Origin of the sequence: Amycolatopsis solani (assembly GCF_033441515.1) — a bacterium.
Taxonomy (GTDB): Bacteria; Actinomycetota; Actinomycetes; order Mycobacteriales; family Pseudonocardiaceae; genus Amycolatopsis; species Amycolatopsis solani.
This window is the reverse complement of sequence record NZ_JAWQJT010000001.1, coordinates 2,724,982-2,741,785: the sequence shown is the minus strand read 5'-3', so window position 1 is coordinate 2,741,785 and position 16,804 is coordinate 2,724,982. Positions and strand designations below refer to the sequence as shown.

At 71.6% G+C, this 16,804-nt stretch carries 15 protein-coding genes; 5 read left to right on the top strand and 10 right to left on the bottom strand.

Annotated features, from left to right (window positions below):
• Positions 1–455: 455 nt before the first annotated feature.
• From SD460_RS13505 to mtrA, 3 genes are read right to left on the bottom strand one after another with little or no spacing between them, the layout of a single operon-like run.
• Positions 456–2,165, bottom strand: a complete 1,710-nt coding sequence (locus SD460_RS13505; RefSeq protein ID WP_290057267.1) for an LpqB family beta-propeller domain-containing protein — start codon at positions 2,163–2,165, stop codon at positions 456–458.
• Positions 2,162–3,886 carry an MtrAB system histidine kinase MtrB gene (mtrB, locus tag SD460_RS13500; RefSeq protein ID WP_290057266.1) on the bottom strand — a complete coding sequence of 575 codons (1,725 nt, stop codon included), beginning with the start codon at positions 3,884–3,886 and terminating at the stop codon, positions 2,162–2,164. Before mtrB ends, SD460_RS13505 begins: the two co-directional genes overlap by 4 nt.
• 7 nt (positions 3,887–3,893) lie before the next feature.
• A complete protein-coding gene (mtrA, locus tag SD460_RS13495; RefSeq protein ID WP_005150760.1) occupies positions 3,894–4,571 on the bottom strand; it encodes an MtrAB system response regulator MtrA in 678 nt (225 codons plus the stop codon).
• 336 nt (positions 4,572–4,907) lie between these two features.
• Between mtrA and SD460_RS13490 the strand changes: the two genes are divergently transcribed.
• Positions 4,908–5,693 carry an IclR family transcriptional regulator gene (locus SD460_RS13490; protein ID WP_290057265.1) on the top strand — a complete coding sequence of 262 codons (786 nt, stop codon included), beginning with the start codon at positions 4,908–4,910 and terminating at the stop codon, positions 5,691–5,693.
• Here the strand turns inward: SD460_RS13490 and SD460_RS13485 are convergent.
• Positions 5,690–6,658 carry a helix-turn-helix transcriptional regulator gene (locus SD460_RS13485; RefSeq protein WP_318306206.1) on the bottom strand — a complete coding sequence of 323 codons (969 nt, stop codon included), beginning with the start codon at positions 6,656–6,658 and terminating at the stop codon, positions 5,690–5,692. The genes SD460_RS13490 and SD460_RS13485 overlap by 4 nt on opposite strands.
• A 64-nt stretch (positions 6,659–6,722) precedes the next feature.
• Between SD460_RS13485 and SD460_RS13480 the strand changes: the two genes are divergently transcribed.
• On the top strand, positions 6,723–7,172 hold the full coding sequence (locus SD460_RS13480; RefSeq protein ID WP_290057263.1) for a hypothetical protein: 450 nt from the start codon (positions 6,723–6,725) through the stop codon (positions 7,170–7,172).
• Between the two features lie 57 nt (positions 7,173–7,229).
• Positions 7,230–8,360 (top strand): N-methyl-L-tryptophan oxidase, encoded by a 1,131-nt coding sequence (gene solA / locus SD460_RS13475; RefSeq protein WP_290057262.1) that lies wholly within the window; start codon positions 7,230–7,232, stop codon positions 8,358–8,360.
• Here solA and SD460_RS13470 read toward each other — a convergent pair.
• The 3 genes from SD460_RS13470 to SD460_RS13460 form a co-directional block, all read right to left on the bottom strand.
• A complete protein-coding gene (locus SD460_RS13470; protein WP_290057276.1) occupies positions 8,349–8,981 on the bottom strand; it encodes a dTMP kinase in 633 nt (210 codons plus the stop codon). The genes solA and SD460_RS13470 overlap by 12 nt on opposite strands.
• Before the next feature lie 84 nt (positions 8,982–9,065).
• Positions 9,066–9,821: a hypothetical protein gene (locus SD460_RS13465; RefSeq protein ID WP_318306205.1), complete on the bottom strand. Its 756-nt coding sequence runs from the start codon at positions 9,819–9,821 to the stop codon at positions 9,066–9,068.
• The gene (locus tag SD460_RS13460) at positions 9,818–10,402 is read right to left on the bottom strand and encodes a papain-like cysteine protease family protein (RefSeq protein ID WP_290057260.1); all 585 of its coding nucleotides are present in this window, start codon (positions 10,400–10,402) and stop codon (positions 9,818–9,820) included. Before SD460_RS13460 ends, SD460_RS13465 begins: the two co-directional genes overlap by 4 nt.
• 247 nt (positions 10,403–10,649) lie before the next feature.
• On the opposite strand from SD460_RS13460, the gene SD460_RS13455 reads away from it, so the two are divergent.
• Complete coding sequence (locus tag SD460_RS13455; protein WP_103341215.1) at positions 10,650–11,648, top strand: hypothetical protein; 999 nt, start codon at positions 10,650–10,652, stop codon at positions 11,646–11,648.
• Here SD460_RS13455 and SD460_RS13450 read toward each other — a convergent pair.
• Positions 11,645–11,992, bottom strand: coding sequence for a VOC family protein (locus SD460_RS13450; protein ID WP_290057259.1), 348 nt, complete (start codon positions 11,990–11,992; stop codon positions 11,645–11,647). The genes SD460_RS13455 and SD460_RS13450 overlap by 4 nt on opposite strands.
• Positions 11,993–12,235: 243 nt before the next feature.
• Positions 12,236–13,708 carry an adenosylhomocysteinase gene (ahcY, locus tag SD460_RS13445; protein ID WP_290057258.1) on the bottom strand — a complete coding sequence of 491 codons (1,473 nt, stop codon included), beginning with the start codon at positions 13,706–13,708 and terminating at the stop codon, positions 12,236–12,238.
• A 92-nt stretch (positions 13,709–13,800) separates the two neighbouring features.
• Between ahcY and SD460_RS13440 the strand changes: the two genes are divergently transcribed.
• On the top strand, positions 13,801–16,059 hold the full coding sequence (locus tag SD460_RS13440; protein WP_290057275.1) for a hypothetical protein: 2,259 nt from the start codon (positions 13,801–13,803) through the stop codon (positions 16,057–16,059).
• Between the two features lie 54 nt (positions 16,060–16,113).
• Here the strand turns inward: SD460_RS13440 and SD460_RS13435 are convergent, their stop codons facing one another.
• Positions 16,114–16,782, bottom strand: coding sequence for an LPXTG cell wall anchor domain-containing protein (locus SD460_RS13435; RefSeq protein ID WP_290057257.1), 669 nt, complete (start codon positions 16,780–16,782; stop codon positions 16,114–16,116).
• Positions 16,783–16,804 lie beyond the last annotated feature (22 nt).

Here is a 16,804-nt window from a genome sequence, read left to right as displayed (position 1 = left end):
TTGGGGCACCGCCGACTGCCGCGGGCTCGCGGCGGTCGGTCTTCGCGGCGGTTCCGCTGACCAGAGCAACCGCGCCAGCCGCGGAGGCAGGCCCGGCCGCCCCCGCACCGACCCCCGCCAGTGGCAGCTCCGCCACCGCCTCCGCCAGCGCTCGCCCCAGTGACGGCGCCAGATCCCGCCGCCCCCGCTCCTTGTACGCGATCACCAACCGCCGCCCCACGCCGCGGTAATGCGCCAGGGCGAACACCCGTACCAGGCCCGTCGTCGGCACCCGCCAGACTTCGCGGACCGAGCCCCACACCTCCCCGCACCGCGCGCAGCACGGCTCGCCGCGCGCCCCACAAGCGGCGCAACGGCGAGGGATCAGCAGATCGAGCAGTTTCTCCAGCACACGGACAGTCTCACGACCACCACCGACAGTTTCGAACACCCAGCCGCCACCCACACGAGTGAAATCACCCCGGGTAGAACGGGTCCGCGTCCTTCATCGTGTGGGCCTGCGGCCGCCACACCTCGCCCAGCACCGACGCCGTCCACAAACCACTCAGGTCGGCCACCACGATCTGGCGGCCCGGGGCCGCCGTCACGCCGTGGACCGGGGGTGTCAGGTTGGAGCTGTTGAACGCGTCCATGCGCTGGCCGTCCACCGTCACGCGGACCACCGGCTGGGACGGGGACTTCGTCACCGCCACCAGGTTGTCCTGGGCGACCCAGTCGACGTCGACCACGTCCTCCAGGTCGTGGGGCTGGAGGTGGCGGGGCTCTCGCAACGAGACCGAGTCGCCGACGCCGACCACCGACGCCACCCACAGCTGGCCCTTGATCACCGCGGCCACGCGGGCGCCGTCGCGGGAAAACCTGAGCTCCGAAATCTCGCCCTGCTGGTTCAGGTCCGTCGCGTTGACGCCCAGCGCCGTCCAGACGCCGTTCTGGTTGACCACCATCCGGCCCACCGACAGCTGGTCGACCACCGTCCACATCTCGCCGGTGCCGGGGCGCCACGTCGGGCGGCTCAGGGTCGTGCCGCCGAGGGCGACCTGGGACAGGTCGCGCCCCATGTCGCCGATGCGCAGGCGGACGCCGCCGCCGTCGCGCTCCACCACCGCCAGGCGCTTGCCGTCGAGGGACTGGGCCGCGCTCACCACGTCGTAGCCGCCGTTGCCGGCCGGGCCCTGGACCGGGGTGCCGTCGCCGAGCGAGCGGACGCGGCCGCCGACCGTCATCAGGCCGGAGAGCTCCAGGTTCGGCGACAGCGTCGAGCCGTACGCCGGGAGGTCGTTCAGGCGCCAGTCCGGGTGGTTCGGCACCAGCGGTGCGCCGTCGGCGAGGATCCGGATCCGCGCCGACGTGACGTACTGGAGCGAAAGGACGATCTGCGCGGCGATCAGGTTCCGGGTGTCGTCGGGCACCCCCGCCAGCCCGGTCAGCGGCACCACCAGCGTGCCGTCGTCGAGGCTCTTGACGTTCGTGTCGATCTCGACCGGCTCGCCGAGGAAGTTCTTCACCGCGCCGGCCAGGCTCGTCGACGGCCCGCTGACCAGCAGGTCCATCACCCGGCCCGGCAGCCCGGACTGCGGTTTCGCGACGACGTAGCGCCGGTCGGGGACGAACGTGTTGGTCGACTCCGAGTAGAAGCTCACCGGGATCGGCGTGTAGTTCTCGCTGAAGTCGGACTCGGTCGCGTACAGATCGGCGGGCGGGTCGACGATCCGCCACTGGCCGGTCGGCTGCTTGCGCACCTTGACCTGCAGCAGCGCCGCGCTGAAGTCCGGCACGAACGCGTTGTTCTGGTCCAGTGTGCCGATGTCGCTCCCGCGCACGTTGACGACCTGGGTGTTCGGGTCGGGCTGCGGGTTCGTGTCGTACACCGTGCCGAAGGTGTTCTGGATGATCGTCAGGCTGCGGCTCGGCCGCCAGCTCGCGCGGCCGGCGTCGTCCAGGTAGGCGCGGGCGGCCGCGTTGTTCTGCCCGGGCTTGAGCGTCGCGCGGACGAACTCGCGGACCAGCGTCAGCGGGTCGAGGTCCGGCCGCGGCTCGGCCACGACGTCCCCCGAGCCCTGGCCCTGGCGTTCGCCGGGCACCACGACGGGCTGCGATTCCAGCGGCACGTTCGCGCAGCCGGCAAGCAGCGCGAAGCACAACAAGGAAACCAGGAGCCGTTTCATTGTCCGATTTCCTCACGCTCGGCGAAGATCGCTTCCGGCGCCGGGGTGACGTCGATGATCCCCAGCGGCACCTCGGCCGGGACGTGGTCCGGCGGCGGCAGCGTCAGCGGCGAGTCGCCGGCGGGCACGTCCTGGCGGCGCGGCAGCACCAGCCGGAAGCAGGCGCCGTAGCCCGGGGCGCCCCACGCGTCGAGCTCGCCGCCGTGCAGGCGCGCGTCCTCCTGGCTGATCGCCAGGCCGAGCCCGGTGCCGCCGGTGCGCCGGTTGCGCGACGGGTCGGCGCGCCAGAACCGGTTGAACACCAGGTCCGCCTCGCCGGGCCGCAGGCCGACGCCGTGGTCCCGGACCGTGATGGCGACCGCGGTCTCGTTCGCCGCGACGGCGAGCACCACCGGCCGTCCTTCGCTGTGGTCGACGGCGTTCGCCAGCAGGTTGCGCAGGATCCGCTCGACGCGCCGCGCGTCGACCTCGGCGATCACCTCGTCGTCGGGCAGCACCAGTTCGACCGAGCTGCCCGCGTTGCCGGCGATGACCCGCACCTGCTCGACCGCGCGGGTCGCGATCGGGCGGACGTCGATGAACTCCGCGGACAGGTCTTCGACACCGGCGTCCAGCCTGCTGATCTCCAGCAGGTCGCCGAGCAGCGCTTCGAACCGGTCGAGCTCGTCGACCAGCAGCTCGGTCGAGCGGGCGAGCCCGGCCGGGAACTGCTCGCGGGACGCGTGCAGCACGTCCGCGGCCATCCGGACCGTGGTCAGCGGGGTGCGCAGCTCGTGCGAGACGTCGGAGGTGAACCGCCGCTGCAGCCCGCCGAAGTCCTCGAGCTGGCGGATCTGGCGCTGGATGCTGGCGGCCATCCCGTTGTAGGACACCGCGAGCTTCGCCAGGTCGTCCTCGCCGAGCACGACGAGGCGCTGATCGAGGTCACCACCCGCGAACTGCTCGGCGGCCGCGGCGGCCTGGCGGACCGGGCGCACCACCTGCCGGGTCACCAGGTTCGTGATGCCGGCCAGCAGGAGCAGCAGCACGAGCCCGCCGACCAGCAGCGTGTTCTGCACGGTCGCGACGGTGTTCTGCTCGGTCGTCAGCGGGAACAGCAAGTACAGCTGCAGCGGGCTCGCGACGGTGTTCAGCGGGATGCCGACGATCAGGTACGTCGTGCGCCCGCCGGCGGCGTCGGGGACAGTGTGCTCGAGCCAGCTCATCTGGTCGGCCTCGACGAACTGGCGCAGCCGCGGCGGCACGTTCTCGTACGGGCCCGCGGACGCCGGCTCGTCGCCGGACTGGTCGTGGCCGCCGCTGGCGAGCACCGGGACGAACGTGCCCGCCGCCGACCCCGCCGCGTCCTGGCTGGTCGGCGTGATCGCGATCTTCTTCAGCGCGTTCTCGAGCCGGTTGGTCGTCGCGTCGCGCCCCTCGCCGCCGAGCCCGACCAGCTCGCCCGCCGCCGTCTCCGCCGCGGCGCGGGTCTGCGCGATCGCCGCGTCGCGCTTGGTGTCCAGCAGCCGTTCGGTGATCTGGTTCTGCAGGACCATGCCCAGCACGAAGACCACCGCGGAGGACAGCGCGAGCGTCGACACGGTGACGCGGAACTGCAGCGAGTGCTTCCACAGCTCGTTGAACGCGACCGCCCGACGGCGCGCGAAAACGACGACACGCCGCAGGAGGCGTGCCGTCGAACGCGCGAACGCGGGAATCCGTCCGGGGGTCTTCGTGGTCATCGACTCATCACGGCGGGCCGGCCTTGTACCCGACACCGCGAACGGTCAACACCACCTCGGGGTGTTCCGGGTCCTTCTCCACCTTGGAGCGCAACCGCTGGACGTGCACGTTCACCAGCCGGGTGTCGGCCGCGTGCCGGTAACCCCAGACCTGCTCGAGCAGCACCTCGCGGGTGAACACCTGACGCGGCTTGCGCGCCAGCGCCACCAGCAGGTCGAACTCCAGCGGGGTCAGCGGGATGGCCTTGCCCTCGCGCGTGACCTCGTGGCCCGGCACGTCGATCGCCAGGTCCCCGATGGTCAGCGACTCCGCGGGCTCGGCCTCGGTGCGGCGCATGCGGGCTCGCACCCGCGCGACCAGCTCCTTCGGCTTGAACGGCTTGACGACGTAGTCGTCCGCGCCCGACTCCAGGCCCAGGACGATGTCGACGGTGTCGCTCTTGGCGGTGAGCATGACGATCGGCACCCCGGACTCGGCGCGGATCGCCTTGCAGACGTCGATCCCGTTCATCCCGGGCAGCATCAGGTCGAGCAGGACGAGGTCGGGCTTCAGCTCGCGCAGCGCCGGAAGCGCGCGTGAGCCGTCGGCGACCACCGCCGTGTCGAACCCCTCCCCACGGAGCACGATGGTGAGCATCTCCGCGAGGGCGGGGTCGTCGTCGACCACGAGAACACGTGCCTTCATGTCCACATATTCGCACTAGTTCCGGCGCCCGTACGCGCGACCCGCGTGTTTGACCACCAGAAAGATCAAGATCGCGACCCGTCCCTGCTCCATCCGGGTGCCGGTACCGGCGGGTTTGGACGGTCCGCGGAGGCCGCGCGGGGTTCCGGCGCGGCCTCCGCGGACCTGCGGGGTGAGCTCAGGGAAACGACTGGCCGGATGCCGCGGCAGTGCGTGAAAGTTGCGCAGTGCGCGCTTCCGTGCCCTCTGCGCAACAATCGCGCCTCCCGGCCGGGCCCGTCAAGAGATTCGCCCACTCAGCCGATAGGAAACGCACGAAACGGATAGTGTTGCGCTATGCGGAACCAGGACTCGGGCAACGCAACTCAGAGCCAGGTGCAATCGGTCGACCGGGCGATCAGCGTGCTGGAGCTGCTCGCGCGCCACGGCGAAACCGGCATCACCGAGATCGCGGGCGAACTGGGGGTCCACAAGTCGACGGCGTCGCGGCTGCTCAGCGTCCTGGAATCCAGAGGGCTCGTCGAACAGCTCGGGGAACGCGGGAAGTACGCGATCGGCTTCGGCGTCGTCCGGCTCGCCGGCGCCGCGACAGGCCGCATGGACCTGGCGAAGCTCGGCCGCACGAGCTGCCTGAGCCTCGCCGAGGAACTGGGCGAGACGGTGAACATCGCCATCGCCGACGACGGCGTCGCCATCAACATCAGCCAGGCCCGCGGCTCGGCCGCGATCACCACGCAGAACTGGACCGGCCAGCGCACGCCGCTGCACGCGACGTCCAGCGGCAAGGTCCTGCTGGCGTACATGGCCGAAGCCGAGCGCAAACGGGTGCTCAAGCGGAAGCTCGAACAGTACACGCCGCGCACGACGGTCGAGCCGGAAGAACTGCTGTCCGAACTGGACCGCGTGCTCGCGGACGGCTACGCGGCTTGCTACGAGGAACTGGAACTCGGCATGCACGCGGTCGCCGTGCCGATCCACGGCCCCGGCGGTGACGTGGTCGCCGCGATGAGTGCTTCCGGCCCGTCGTACCGGCTTTCGAAGCAGCGGGTGAAGCAGGTCGTGCGCCCGATGACCGACGCGGCGGACGAACTTTCCGCGCAGCTCGGGTACTTCCGGGACTAGGCGTACAGCCGGGCCATCGCCGCGACGGTCTTTCCCATGTGCGCCACCAGTTCCGGGGGCGACAGCACCTGCGCGTCCGCGCCGAGCCGCAGCAGCCCGGCAGCGGCGTGGGACACGCTTTCCAGTGGCACGCGGGCGCGTCGCCACCCCTCGGCGTCCTCGGGTTCGAGGGTTCCGGAGACGAGCCGGGCGGCTTTCGGGCCGAGGATGTCCGGCAGGGCCGCGATCCCGGCGGGCGTCAGCCGGACGACGGCAGTCTCGTCGATTTCGCTTTCCTCGTAGCGTTCGACGTGCGCGCGCCAGAAGTCCGCGAGCTCGAACCCGGCGGGCCGGGTGACCCGCTCGTCGAGCGTCCGCAGGTCTTCGATGTTCGAGACGCGGTAGGTCCGCGGCTCCGGCCCGGCGACGAGGTACCAGACGCCGGCCTTCAGGACGAGGCCGAGCGGGTGCAGCCGCCGCGTGACGACCCCGGGCGACGGCGACCAGCGACGGTACCGGACCTCGACGACCCGGTCCTGCCACAGCGCTTCCGCGGCGGCGAGCAGCCGCGGCACGGGATCGGTCTCGCGGTACCAGCCGGGCGCGTCCAGGTGGAAGCGCTGCCGGATGCGCCGCGACGCGTCCCGGTACGGCGTCGGCAACGCGGCCATCAGCTTCAGCTCGGCGGCGGCCACCTGCGCGCCCAGGCCCAGTTCGGCGGCCGGCTGCGGCAAGCCGGTGAGGAACAGCGAACCCGCTTCGCCTTCGGTCAGGCCGGTCAGCCGGGTCCGGTAGCCGTCCATCAGCTGGTAGCCGCCGTTCGGACCGCCCTCGGCGTAGATCGGGACGCCCGCCGCGGCGAGCGCTTCCACGTCGCGGTAGACGGTCCGCGCCGTCACGCCAAGCTCCGCCGCCAGCCGCGCGGCGCTCAGCCGCCCGCGGTTCTGCAGCAGCAACACCAGGGACACCAGCCGGCTCGCGCGCACCCGGCGGAGTCTGCCAGCGACCACTGACAAAAGGTGTCAGTGGTGGGGCCGCAAGATCACTCCCATGAACGACTTCGACTTCCTCCTCGGCTCCTGGACCGTCACGAACCGGCGGCTGACCAAGCCGCTCGCCGGCAGCGACGACTGGACCGAGTTCCCCGGCACGACGACCTGCTGCTCCCTCTTCGAAGGCGGCGGCAACATGGACGAGATCGCCTTCCCTACCCTCGGTTTCCGCGGCTGCACCCTCCGGCTCTTCGACGTCGAGCGCGAGGAGTGGTCGCTGTACTGGGCCAACAGCCGGGACGGCTTGCTGCAGCCGCCGGTCGTGGGCGCGTTCACCGGCGGCCGCGGCGACTTCTACGGCGACGACACCCACGAAGGCACGCTTATCAAGGTGCACTACGCCTGGACCGACACGACCACGTCTTCGCCGCGGTGGGAGCAGGAGTTCTCGGCGGACGGCGGGCGGACGTGGGAGCCCAACTGGGTCATGGAGTTCGCCCGCGCTTGACAAGCGCGTCGCGCACCACGCACGTTGTTGCTGAAGACGCAACTTCGGAAGGGTGCCATGACGCACTACGACGTGATCGTCGTCGGGCTCGGCGGCATGGGCAGTGCCGCCGCGTACCGGCTCGCGCAGCGCGGGCAGCGGGTGCTCGGCATCGACCAGTTCGCGCCGGTGCACAACCGCGGGTCGAGCCACGGCGGTTCGCGGATCACGCGCCAGGCGTACCTCGAAGGCCCCGAGTACGTGCCGCTCCTGCTGCGGGCGCACGAACTCTGGGCCGGGCTCGAGCGCGACAGCGGCCGTCGGCTGTTCACCCGCTGCGGCGGGGTCATGGTCGGCACGGCCGATTCGCGGACGATCACCGGCAGCCTGGCGTCGGCGGCGGCGTTCGGCATCCCGCACGAACTCCTGGACGCGCGCGAGATCCGGCGGCGGTTCCCGACCATGGCGCCGTCTCCGGACGAAGTCGCGCTGCACGAACCGGGCGCCGGGCTCGTGTCACCCGAGGGCAGCGTCGCCGCGCACCTGCAGCTCGCCGCGCGCAGCGGCGCGGAACTGCACCACGAGGAGAAGGTCTTCACCTGGCGCACCATGGCCGGCGGGGTACGGGTCGGGACGTCGCACAACTACTACACGGCGGACCGGCTGGTGCTGTGCCCCGGCGCGTGGGCCGGTGAGCTGCTGCGCGACTTCGGCGTCGCCTTCACCGTGCGGCGGCAGGTGCAGTACTGGTTCGCGCCGTCGGGCGGGGTCGCGCCGTTCCAGCGGCACCCCGTCTACATCTGGGAGGGCGACGGCTACACGTTCTACGGCTTCCCGGCGCACAACGCGCCCGCGGACGGCGTCAAGGTGGCGTTCCACAGCGGTGGCGGCGTCTGCACGCCCGAGGGCATCGAGCGCGAGGTGAACGGCGACGAGATCCACCGGATCGCGACGGCTGTGAAGCGCCATCTGCCGACGCTGCCCGGCGCGTTCCTCCGCGCGGCCACGTGCATGTACACCGACACCGCCGACGAAAGCTTCGTGCTGGCCCCGCACCCGGACGAAGAGCGGGTGGTGCTCGCCTGCGGTTTTTCGGGCCACGGCTTCAAGTTCGCGCCGGTGGTCGGCGAGGTCCTCGCGGACCTGGTCGTCGACGGCGCCACCGCGCACCCGATCGAGCGGTTCGACCCGGCCCGGCTACTGCCCTAGCAACGCCGTCGCGAGTGCTTCGTGGTCTACGCCCGCGACGCCGTCCAGGACGTGCCAGGGCGCGAGCCAGCCGGACGCGGCCAGCTCGTCGTACACCGCCGCGCACCGCCGCTGCAGGCCGTCGTCGGTTTCGAAAGCGTCGCGCTCGCGGCCGGTTTCGGTCACCGCACGGCGTTCGGCGCGCTCGGCCGCCACCGCGGGTGCCACGCGCAGCAGCAGGTGCGCGTCCGGGCGGGGCAGCCCGAAGCGGTCGACTTCCAGCTCGTACACCCACTTCACGACGTCGCCGGCCGCGTCCTGGCGCAGCCGCGCGGCGGCGTACGCGGCGTTGGAAGCGACGTACCGGTCGAGCAGCACGACGTCGTGGGTTTCCCGCAGCGCGCGGATGTCGTCCGCGGCGCCGCTGCGGTCCAGCGCATAGAGCACTGCCATGCCGTACACCGAGTCGGCGAGGTCGCCGTGCCCGCGGTGCAGCGCCTCCTTCACGAGGTCGGCGTGCACGCTCTTGCCGTAGCAGGGGAACGCCAGCGAAGCGACGCTCGCGCCCTTCGCGCCCAGCGCCGCCGTCAGCCCGTCGGCCAGCGTGCGCTTGCCCGCGCCGTCGAGCCCTTCGATGACCACCAATCGACCCACGAGGAGTCACAGTAACGGTGGTGGACCGGCGGGCTCGGTGGAAGGGGATCGACGCCGAGCCCGCCGGTTCGTCTATGCGGTGTGCCGCCGCAGGTGGAAGACGTAGCCGGCGCCGCTGACCGCGAGCACGCCGACGAGGATCAGCAGCGGCACCCAGCCCGTGTCGTGGCTGGCCGCCGCCGGGCCGCCGTCGCCGCGGGGCATCACCTGGGAGGTGGCGTCGTAGCCGCCGGCCTCGCCGTCGCGGGCGTAGGCCGAGCCGGGCAGCTTGTCCGCGTAGCGCGCGCCGACGGTCCGCTGGTAGTCGGCGACGGTGACCGCGGTCCCGCCGGCCAGCGGGGTGAGGCGGCCGTCCCGCACCGAATACCAGGCGTCGATCTGGGGTTCGTGCAGCAGCTGGGCTCCCGCGGGCAGCTGCCGGGCGTAGGCGCCCTCGATGTCGCCCGAGGCGATGTTGCCCACCTGCCAGGCGCCGTCGTCGCCGCGCACCGACCAGAGCGTCGCGGTCCGGCCGTCGGAAGCCTTGGCGGGCACGGCGAAGTAAGCGAAGTCACCGGGCGCCGCGCCGGGCTCGCCCGTGACGAAGCCCGGCGACAGCTCGTAGACGGGGTAGGCGTCCGGCGCGATCTGCACCGTGACGGGTCCCCGCGCGTCCGGGGCCTGCGCGAAGAACCGGACCACGGTGCCCTGGAGGTCCGCGGCCGCCGCGTGCGCGGCCACGGCGTCGGCGCTGCTGATGCCGGCGGCCTGGGCCGCGCCTGACACCGGTGCCGTCATCAGCAGCGCCGCGCCGGTCAGCACGGCGAGCACCAGCACTCGCCTGCTCATCGGGCGATCCCGGTGAGCGTGTGCGTCCAGGCGAAAGACGAGTTGTGCGTGTAGAAGCCGTAGGTCGACCAGTTGTAGCGCTTGGCGGGTCCCGGATCGCCCCAGAACACCCAGTCGCCGCCGGTGTCGTAGCCGTAGACGACGTGCGAGTGCCCGCCGCCCGAGCGGTAGCCGACCCTGGTCTCCACCGGCCGCCCGGCCGCGGCCTGCGTCCGGATCGCCGCGTAGGTGAGGGGCCGGTCGAGGTAGCGGCCCGGCGAGCTGAACCCGAGCTTCGCGAAGGCGCGTTGCGGGTCGGCCAGCGTGCCAGTGCGGTTGGCGCAGTCCCCGCCGGTCTCGCCGGCCTCGCCGTGTGCGAGCCGGCAGAACGTCTGCTGGCTGACGGTGGCGCCGTGGTAGGCGGCGATGGTGTTGCCCGCGCCCGCCCAGCACCACTGGTTCTTCTGCTGCGCCTGCATCACGATCTGGTTGCGGTAGGTCGAAGGCACTCCGGGCGCGGCTCCGGCGGTGACCGGCGCGACCAGGCACATCATCAGGCTCAGAGCCAGTACGGCGTGAACCTGGCTCGACTTCACCAGCACGGACGGCCTCCTGCTCGAACGTGGGCGAACCAGCGGTGGTCACAACGGTGAACAACGTGGTCACCCGGAGCAAGAACGCCATCCGGAGGAACGGACCGTTCCGGGGCCTGGCCGGAACGCGGAACAGTCACCTCAACGAGGCCAACCACCCTGAACGGGGGTCGGCCACGGCACTCTACGCTGCTAACGTGAACGTTCCGCGGTGTTCACGCCCAGCGCACACACTGGTCGGGTGAAGGGACGAGCGGTGGCACAAGACGGGAACCTCCCACTGATCATCGATGGCGCCCGCACGACCCGGGCATCGGTCGCCGAACTGCCGAAAGAGCTGACCGAGGCACTCCGCACCGGTGAGTTCCACCACGCGCTCAGACTGGCGATCGCCTACCGCGGCCTGTCGCTCGCCCGGCTGCGCGCGCACCTGGCGTTGCGCGGCGTCCAAATCGGACAGTCCACGCTGAGCTACTGGCAACGCGGGCTCCGCCAGCCCGAGGTGCCGAAAGCGCTCCCCGCGGTCCGGGCCCTGGAATCGGTCCTCCAGCTGCCGGCGGACGCCCTCGTGGTGCTGATCGGCCCGCGACTGGTCCGCCGCGGCCACCAGCCGGCGGCGTCGTTCCACGACCTGCGCTCCGGCGACATGGGGTCGATCGTCGAGGACCTGCTGGCCGAGCTCGGCGCGTACCCGTCGTCGAACCACTACAACGCCGACCTCGAGCTGCTGTCGGTGCACGACACGATCACGTTCGACGCGGAACACCGCCAGGTCAGCCTCCGCACGCGCCTGGTGACGCGGGCGCGGCGGCACGGCCCGGACCGCTACCTGACGGTGTACAACGGCGACCCCGGCTGCCGCATCGACGACGTCGAGCTGATCACCGACGAGGGCTGCCGCGTCGGCCGGATGCGCCGCAACCCGGACGCGGACACGATGGCGACGGAGCTGCTCTTCGACCGCAAGCTCGCCGAGGGCGACATCCACGTGTTCTGCTTCGAGGTCCGCGACGACTCCGGCTCGGCGTCACCGGGCTACTACCGGATGCTGCGCGACCGGTGCGCGAGCTACCTGGTCCAGCTCCGCTTCGACCGCAACGCGCTCCCGGCCCGCTGCACCCGCCAGGTCCGCGCCCGCGACGACGCCCTGCCGGTGGTGGCGGAGGAACTGGCGTGCGACATGGGCGGGGTGAGCAGCGCGTTCTTCAACGACGCGGGGCCGGGGCTGGCCGGCGTCGCGGTGGAGTGGAATTAGCTTTCCCCGGGTCCGCCGCCGATGCCGAGCTCGTTCCCTTCGGGGTCGCGGTAGATGATCTTGCGCACCCCGTTCTCGTAGGTTTCCCGGTCAGCGGGTTCGATCCCGCGCGCGGAAATGGCGGCGATCCGCTCGTCAAGGTCGCCGACGAAGAGGGTGTGGAAGGCGCGACCGGCCCGCTCGGGCCGCAGTTCGACGACGACGGAGCCGTGCGGGGTGACTTCCCAGAGGGCTTCGGTGTCGCTGACGACGTAGGTCGGCGGGGAGCCGAAGAGCCGTTCGTACCAGGCCAGCGCGGCGAGGTAGTCGCGGACGGCGATCCCGGCGAAGAGTTCGACGCTCACCATTCACCTCGGCTCCAGTCCAGCGCCTCACTGACCGCGGTGCCCCAGCCGCGGGACAGCTCTTCGAGTTCGTCGAGACTCAGCAGCGGACCCTCCGGTTCGTAGGTGAGCAACCTACCTTCCGCGATCAGTCGGTTTCGCCGTTCGACAACCTCATCGTTCACATCTGGTTTTTCGACTGTCCCGAGGGTGAAACGGAGGGGCCGCCCCGAACACTTTCGGGGCGGCCCTGACCAGCGAAACTCAGTACCGGTAGTGCTCCGGCTTGAACGGGCCCTCGACGTCGACGTCGATGTACTCGGCCTGCTCCTTCGTCAGCTTCGTCAGCTCCCCGCCGAGCGCGTCGAGGTGGATCTTCGCGACCTTCTCGTCGAGCTTCTTCGGCAGCCGGAACACCTCGTTGTCGTACTCCTCGTGCTTGGTGAACAGCTCGATCTGCGCGATCACCTGGTTGGAGAAGCTGTTCGACATCACGAACGACGGGTGCCCCGTCGCGTTGCCCAGGTTGAGCAGGCGGCCCTCGGACAGCACGATGATCGTGTTGCCGTTCGGGAAGATCCACTCGTCGACCTGCGGCTTGATGTTGATCTTCCGGATGCCCGGGTACCGCGCGAGGCCCGCCATGTCGAGCTCGTTGTCGAAGTGGCCGATGTTGCCCAGGATCGCCTGGTGCTTCATCTTCGCCATGTGCTCGACCAGCACGACGTCCTTGTTGCCGGTCGTCGTGATGACGATGTCGGCCTCGGGCAGCGCGTTCTCCAGCGTGCGGACCTGGTAGCCGTCCATCGCCGCCTGCAGCGCGCAGATCGGGTCGATCTCGGTGACGACCACGCGGGCGCCCTGGCCGCGCAGGGACTCCGCCGCGCCCTTGCCGACGTCGCCGTAACCACACACCACCGCGACCTTGCCGCCGATCAGCACGTCCGTGCCGCGGTTGATGCCGTCGATCAGCGAGTGGCGGATGCCGTAGCGGTTGTCGAACTTCGACTTCGTCACCGCGTCGTTGACGTTGATCGCCGGGAACAGCAGCTCGCCGGCCGCCGCGAGCTGGTACAGGCGGAGGACGCCGGTCGTGGTCTCCTCGGTGACGCCGCGGACGCCTTCGCCGATCTTCGTCCACTTGCCCGTGTCGGCCGCGACCGAAGCGCGCAGCAGCTCGAGGAACACGCGGAACTCGTCCGAGGTGTTCTCGTCCGGGGTCGGCACGACGCCGGACTTCTCGTACTCGGTGCCCTTGTGCACCAGCATCGTGGCGTCACCGCCGTCGTCGAGGATCATGTTGGGACCCTCGCCGTCCCAGGTGAGCATGCGCTCGGTGCACCACCAGTACTCCTCGAGCGACTCGCCCTTCCACGCGAACACCGGGACGCCCTTGGGCTCTTCGGGCGTGCCGTGCGGGCCGACGACGATCGCGGCGGCCGCGTGGTCCTGCGTCGAGAAGATGTTGCAGGAGGCCCAGCGGACCTCCGCACCCAGCGCCACCAGCGTCTCGATCAGCACCGCGGTCTGCACGGTCATGTGCAGCGAGCCGGACACGCGCGCCCCGCGCAGCGGGTAGACCTCCGCGTATTCGCGGCGCAGCGCCATCAGTCCGGGCATCTCGTGCTCGGCGAGGCGGATCTCCTTGCGGCCGAACTCGGCGGCATCGAGGTCGGCGACGGCGAATTCGATGCCGTTGCGGGTCTCGTGCCGCTTCGCAACGCTTTCGGGGGGCATAGTGGCGATTCCTCCAAGACTCGATGACACCGGAACACTACCGTTGTCCGCTCGACCTTCCCTAGAGCGGTTAGGAGACCCTTACCGTGCCGATGCCCGGCCCGGACACCCGTGTCGTCGAAATCCGCGTCGCCGGCCTCGTGGGTACCAGCGGAGAAACGCTGCTCGACGCGGTCGCGACCGTCGACGTCGCCGGCGACGGGCTGGGCCGGGTGATCCGCCCGGCCGACCGGCTGCGGCGGCCCGCGCCCGGACCCGTGCTGCCGGCACTCGGCCGGACGATCCCGCGGACCCTCGAAGGCTACCTGTGGCACGGCATGACGTCCGGCGGCGCCACCAAGGCCACCTGGGCGCTGCTGTTCCCGTTCTCGCTGGCCAACGTCGCTTTCTGGATGCTGCCGCCGGTCCCGCCGGACCGCCGCTTCCCGCGCGTTCTCGGCGCCGTGTGCCGCGGTCTGCTGCGCGTCGGCGCCCTGTTGCTGACCATGCTGCTGATGGGCCAGCTGGCGGCGATCGCGCTCGACCTGTTCGCCACCCAGTGCCTCGCGCCCGGCTCGGGCTGCCTGCCCGTGGTCCCCGACGTGCTCCGCACGGTTCCCGCGCGGATCGCGCTCGGCGTCGTCCCGCTGCTGGCCGTGATCTTCGTGCTGCACCGGATCTCGTCGGCGACGTGGGCGGTGCACGCCGACGGCGACCTCACCGGCGGGCCGCTGCGGATGCGCGCCGACCCGGAGACGCCGGCACTGCGCTGCCTGCACACCGTCGCGGCGCTGGCTTCGGTCGCATTGCTGCTGCTGGGCGGCCCGTTCCACGTGCCGGGCACCACCTTCGACCTGGTCGTCTGGATCATCACGCTGGCCGTGGTGCTCGCGGTCGTCGTCGCGGCCGCGATCGGCGTCGACACCGGCCGGTTCGCCCGGCCCGGCGTGCTCGCCTTCGCGAGCCTGCTGGTCGTCGTGGCCGCGGTGCGGCTGCGGCCCGGTACCGGCCCGCTGCCGGGCACGAACGGCGTCGTCGAAGGCCTCGGCGCGGCCCTGGTCGCCGTCGTGGTGCTGTTCGCGCTGTTCCTGGTCCCGGCCGCGCTGCTGGCCCGGCCCGGCTGGCGGCACAAGCCCCGCCGGCTGAGGCCGTGGCTGGGCGGCTGGGCGGCCGCGCCGGTGCTCGCGCTGGCCGGCCTGCTCGGCGGCGGGTTCGGTGCCGGGCTCGCCGAAGCCCTCCGGCGGCTGTCGGGCGCGGAGCTGCTGCGGGTGCCCGACACGTACCTGCTGGTCACGGTGCTGTGGGGAGCCGGCCTCGCGCTGGCCGCGGTGCTCGCCGTGCTGGGGTTCGCGGTCGCCGTCCCGCTGCGACGGCTGCGGCGGGGCGTGCCGGAGATCGTCGAGCTGATGGAGCACGACGAGCGCCAGGAGGCCCAGGCCGCGGCGGCGTGGGCGCGCTCGGCGTGGGAACGGCGGCACCTGCACCACCTGGCGCTCGCGGTGGCGTCCGCGATGTCCGCGGGCGGTGCGGCGCTGCTCGTGCTGCGCTTCGGGTTCGGGCTGGTCCCAAGCTGGTTCAAGCCGCTGTCCGCGATCGGCGTGGTCGCGCTCGGCGCGCTGGCCGCGGGCCTGCTGCGCGTGGTCTACACGGCCGCGCGGACCCCGCAGCGCAGCCGGCACCTCGGGGCGCTGGCCGATCTCGTCTGCTTCTGGCCGCGGGCGGCGCACCCGACGGTCCCGCCGTGCTACGCGCTGAAGGTCGTCCCGGAACTGGCCGCGCGGGCCCGCGAACACCTCGCCGAGCCGGGGACGCGGGTGGTGCTCTCCGGCTACAACCTCGGCAGCCTGCTCACGGTCATGGCCGCCGCCCGGCTCGCGGCCGAGCTGCCCGCGGCGGACCTCGAGCGCGTCGGCGTGCTCACCGCCGGGTCCCCGCTGCAGTGGGGCTACCAGCGGGCGTTCCCGGCGCTGCTGCCGCAGGAGGCGCTGGAGGAGCTCTTCGCCGACCTCGACGGCCGGTGGCGTGCCCTCTGCCGCGGCACCGACATCTTCGGCGGCGGCGTGACGACCTGGCGGCACGAGGTCTCCGACCGGCAGCTCTTCGGCGTCGGCTACCAGCCCGAAGGCGGCATCGGGCCGTTGAAGGCGAGGGCCGACGAAAACGGCGTCCTCATCCTCGGCGGCGACCACTGGCTGCCGGACCCGCTGCGCGGCCCGACCGGGCGGCACCGCTGGGCTCCCGGCGTGCTCCGGCACCAGGACTACGTGGTCGACGCGGAGTGGGACCACGCCGTGGCGATGGCCGCCGGCCTCGGCAAACCCTCCGGCGGCGAACAGGGCCTGCTCTTCGGCGACTTCCCCGGAAAGCCGTGAAGGCCTCCTTACCGGCTCTTATAGCCGGTAAGGAGGCCTTCACGGCACTTCAGGTCAGGAAGCCTTGCGGCGGAACTTCAGCAGCGCGAGCAGACCGCCACCGGCGACCAGCAGCAGCGCGGCGATCCAGATCAGCCAGCTGTTGTCGAAACCGGTGTTGGCGAGGCCGCCACCGGTGCCCGACTCGTTGCCCGCCGGCACGGCGGCCGGAGCGGTGGTGCTGGTCGGCGCGACCGTCTCCGAGGACGCCGGGGCGCTCGGCTTCGTGGTCTCGGTGGCCGGCGTGGACGGCTTCGTCGGCGCCGTGGTGGTCTCAGTCGGCTTCTCGGTCTTCGTGCCGCACAGGTACCACTTCTCGATGTCGGCCTGCCGCCCGTTGCGGCTGAACGGCGCGCGCAGGTCGTTCCACGGCGCGGCCTTCTCGAGACCCTTGGCACCCGGGGTGTAGTCGTTGAAGCCGTCGTCGCCACCGATGACGACGATGCGCTTGACCGTCACACCCTCGTGGACCTTCGAGATGTTGAGGCGGTTCTTGACGATCTTGAAGTCGACGTCGCTCTGGCTGAGGTCGGTGCCCTCGGCGCACGGCGTCGCCTTGCCCGGGGTGGGGTGCGGGCGGGTGTCGTCACTGTGGCAGGCCAGCGCGGAGCCGGCGGTGCCGATGAGGGCAGCGGTGGTCAGCGCCATGACCGCAACGGCGCCGCGGAAGGTACGTCTGCGCATAGGGGAACTCCTAGTACCGGCG

Bases quoted from the DNA above. Each gene is read 5' to 3' on its own strand.
- SD460_RS13505 (WP_290057267.1), bottom strand. From the start codon at position 2,165: ATGAAACGGCTCCTGGTTTCCTTGTTGTGCTTCGCGCTGCTTGCCGGC.
- mtrB (WP_290057266.1), bottom strand. From the start codon at position 3,886: ATGACCACGAAGACCCCCGGACGGATTCCCGCGTTCGCGCGTTCGACG.
- mtrA (WP_005150760.1), bottom strand. From the start codon at position 4,571: ATGAAGGCACGTGTTCTCGTGGTCGACGACGACCCCGCCCTCGCGGAG.
- SD460_RS13490 (WP_290057265.1), top strand. From the start codon at position 4,908: ATGCGGAACCAGGACTCGGGCAACGCAACTCAGAGCCAGGTGCAATCG.
- SD460_RS13480 (WP_290057263.1), top strand. From the start codon at position 6,723: ATGAACGACTTCGACTTCCTCCTCGGCTCCTGGACCGTCACGAACCGG.
- solA (WP_290057262.1), top strand. From the start codon at position 7,230: ATGACGCACTACGACGTGATCGTCGTCGGGCTCGGCGGCATGGGCAGT.
- SD460_RS13465 (WP_318306205.1), bottom strand. From the start codon at position 9,821: ATGAGCAGGCGAGTGCTGGTGCTCGCCGTGCTGACCGGCGCGGCGCTG.
- ahcY (WP_290057258.1), bottom strand. From the start codon at position 13,708: ATGCCCCCCGAAAGCGTTGCGAAGCGGCACGAGACCCGCAACGGCATC.
- SD460_RS13440 (WP_290057275.1), top strand. From the start codon at position 13,801: ATGCCCGGCCCGGACACCCGTGTCGTCGAAATCCGCGTCGCCGGCCTC.
- SD460_RS13435 (WP_290057257.1), bottom strand. From the start codon at position 16,782: ATGCGCAGACGTACCTTCCGCGGCGCCGTTGCGGTCATGGCGCTGACC.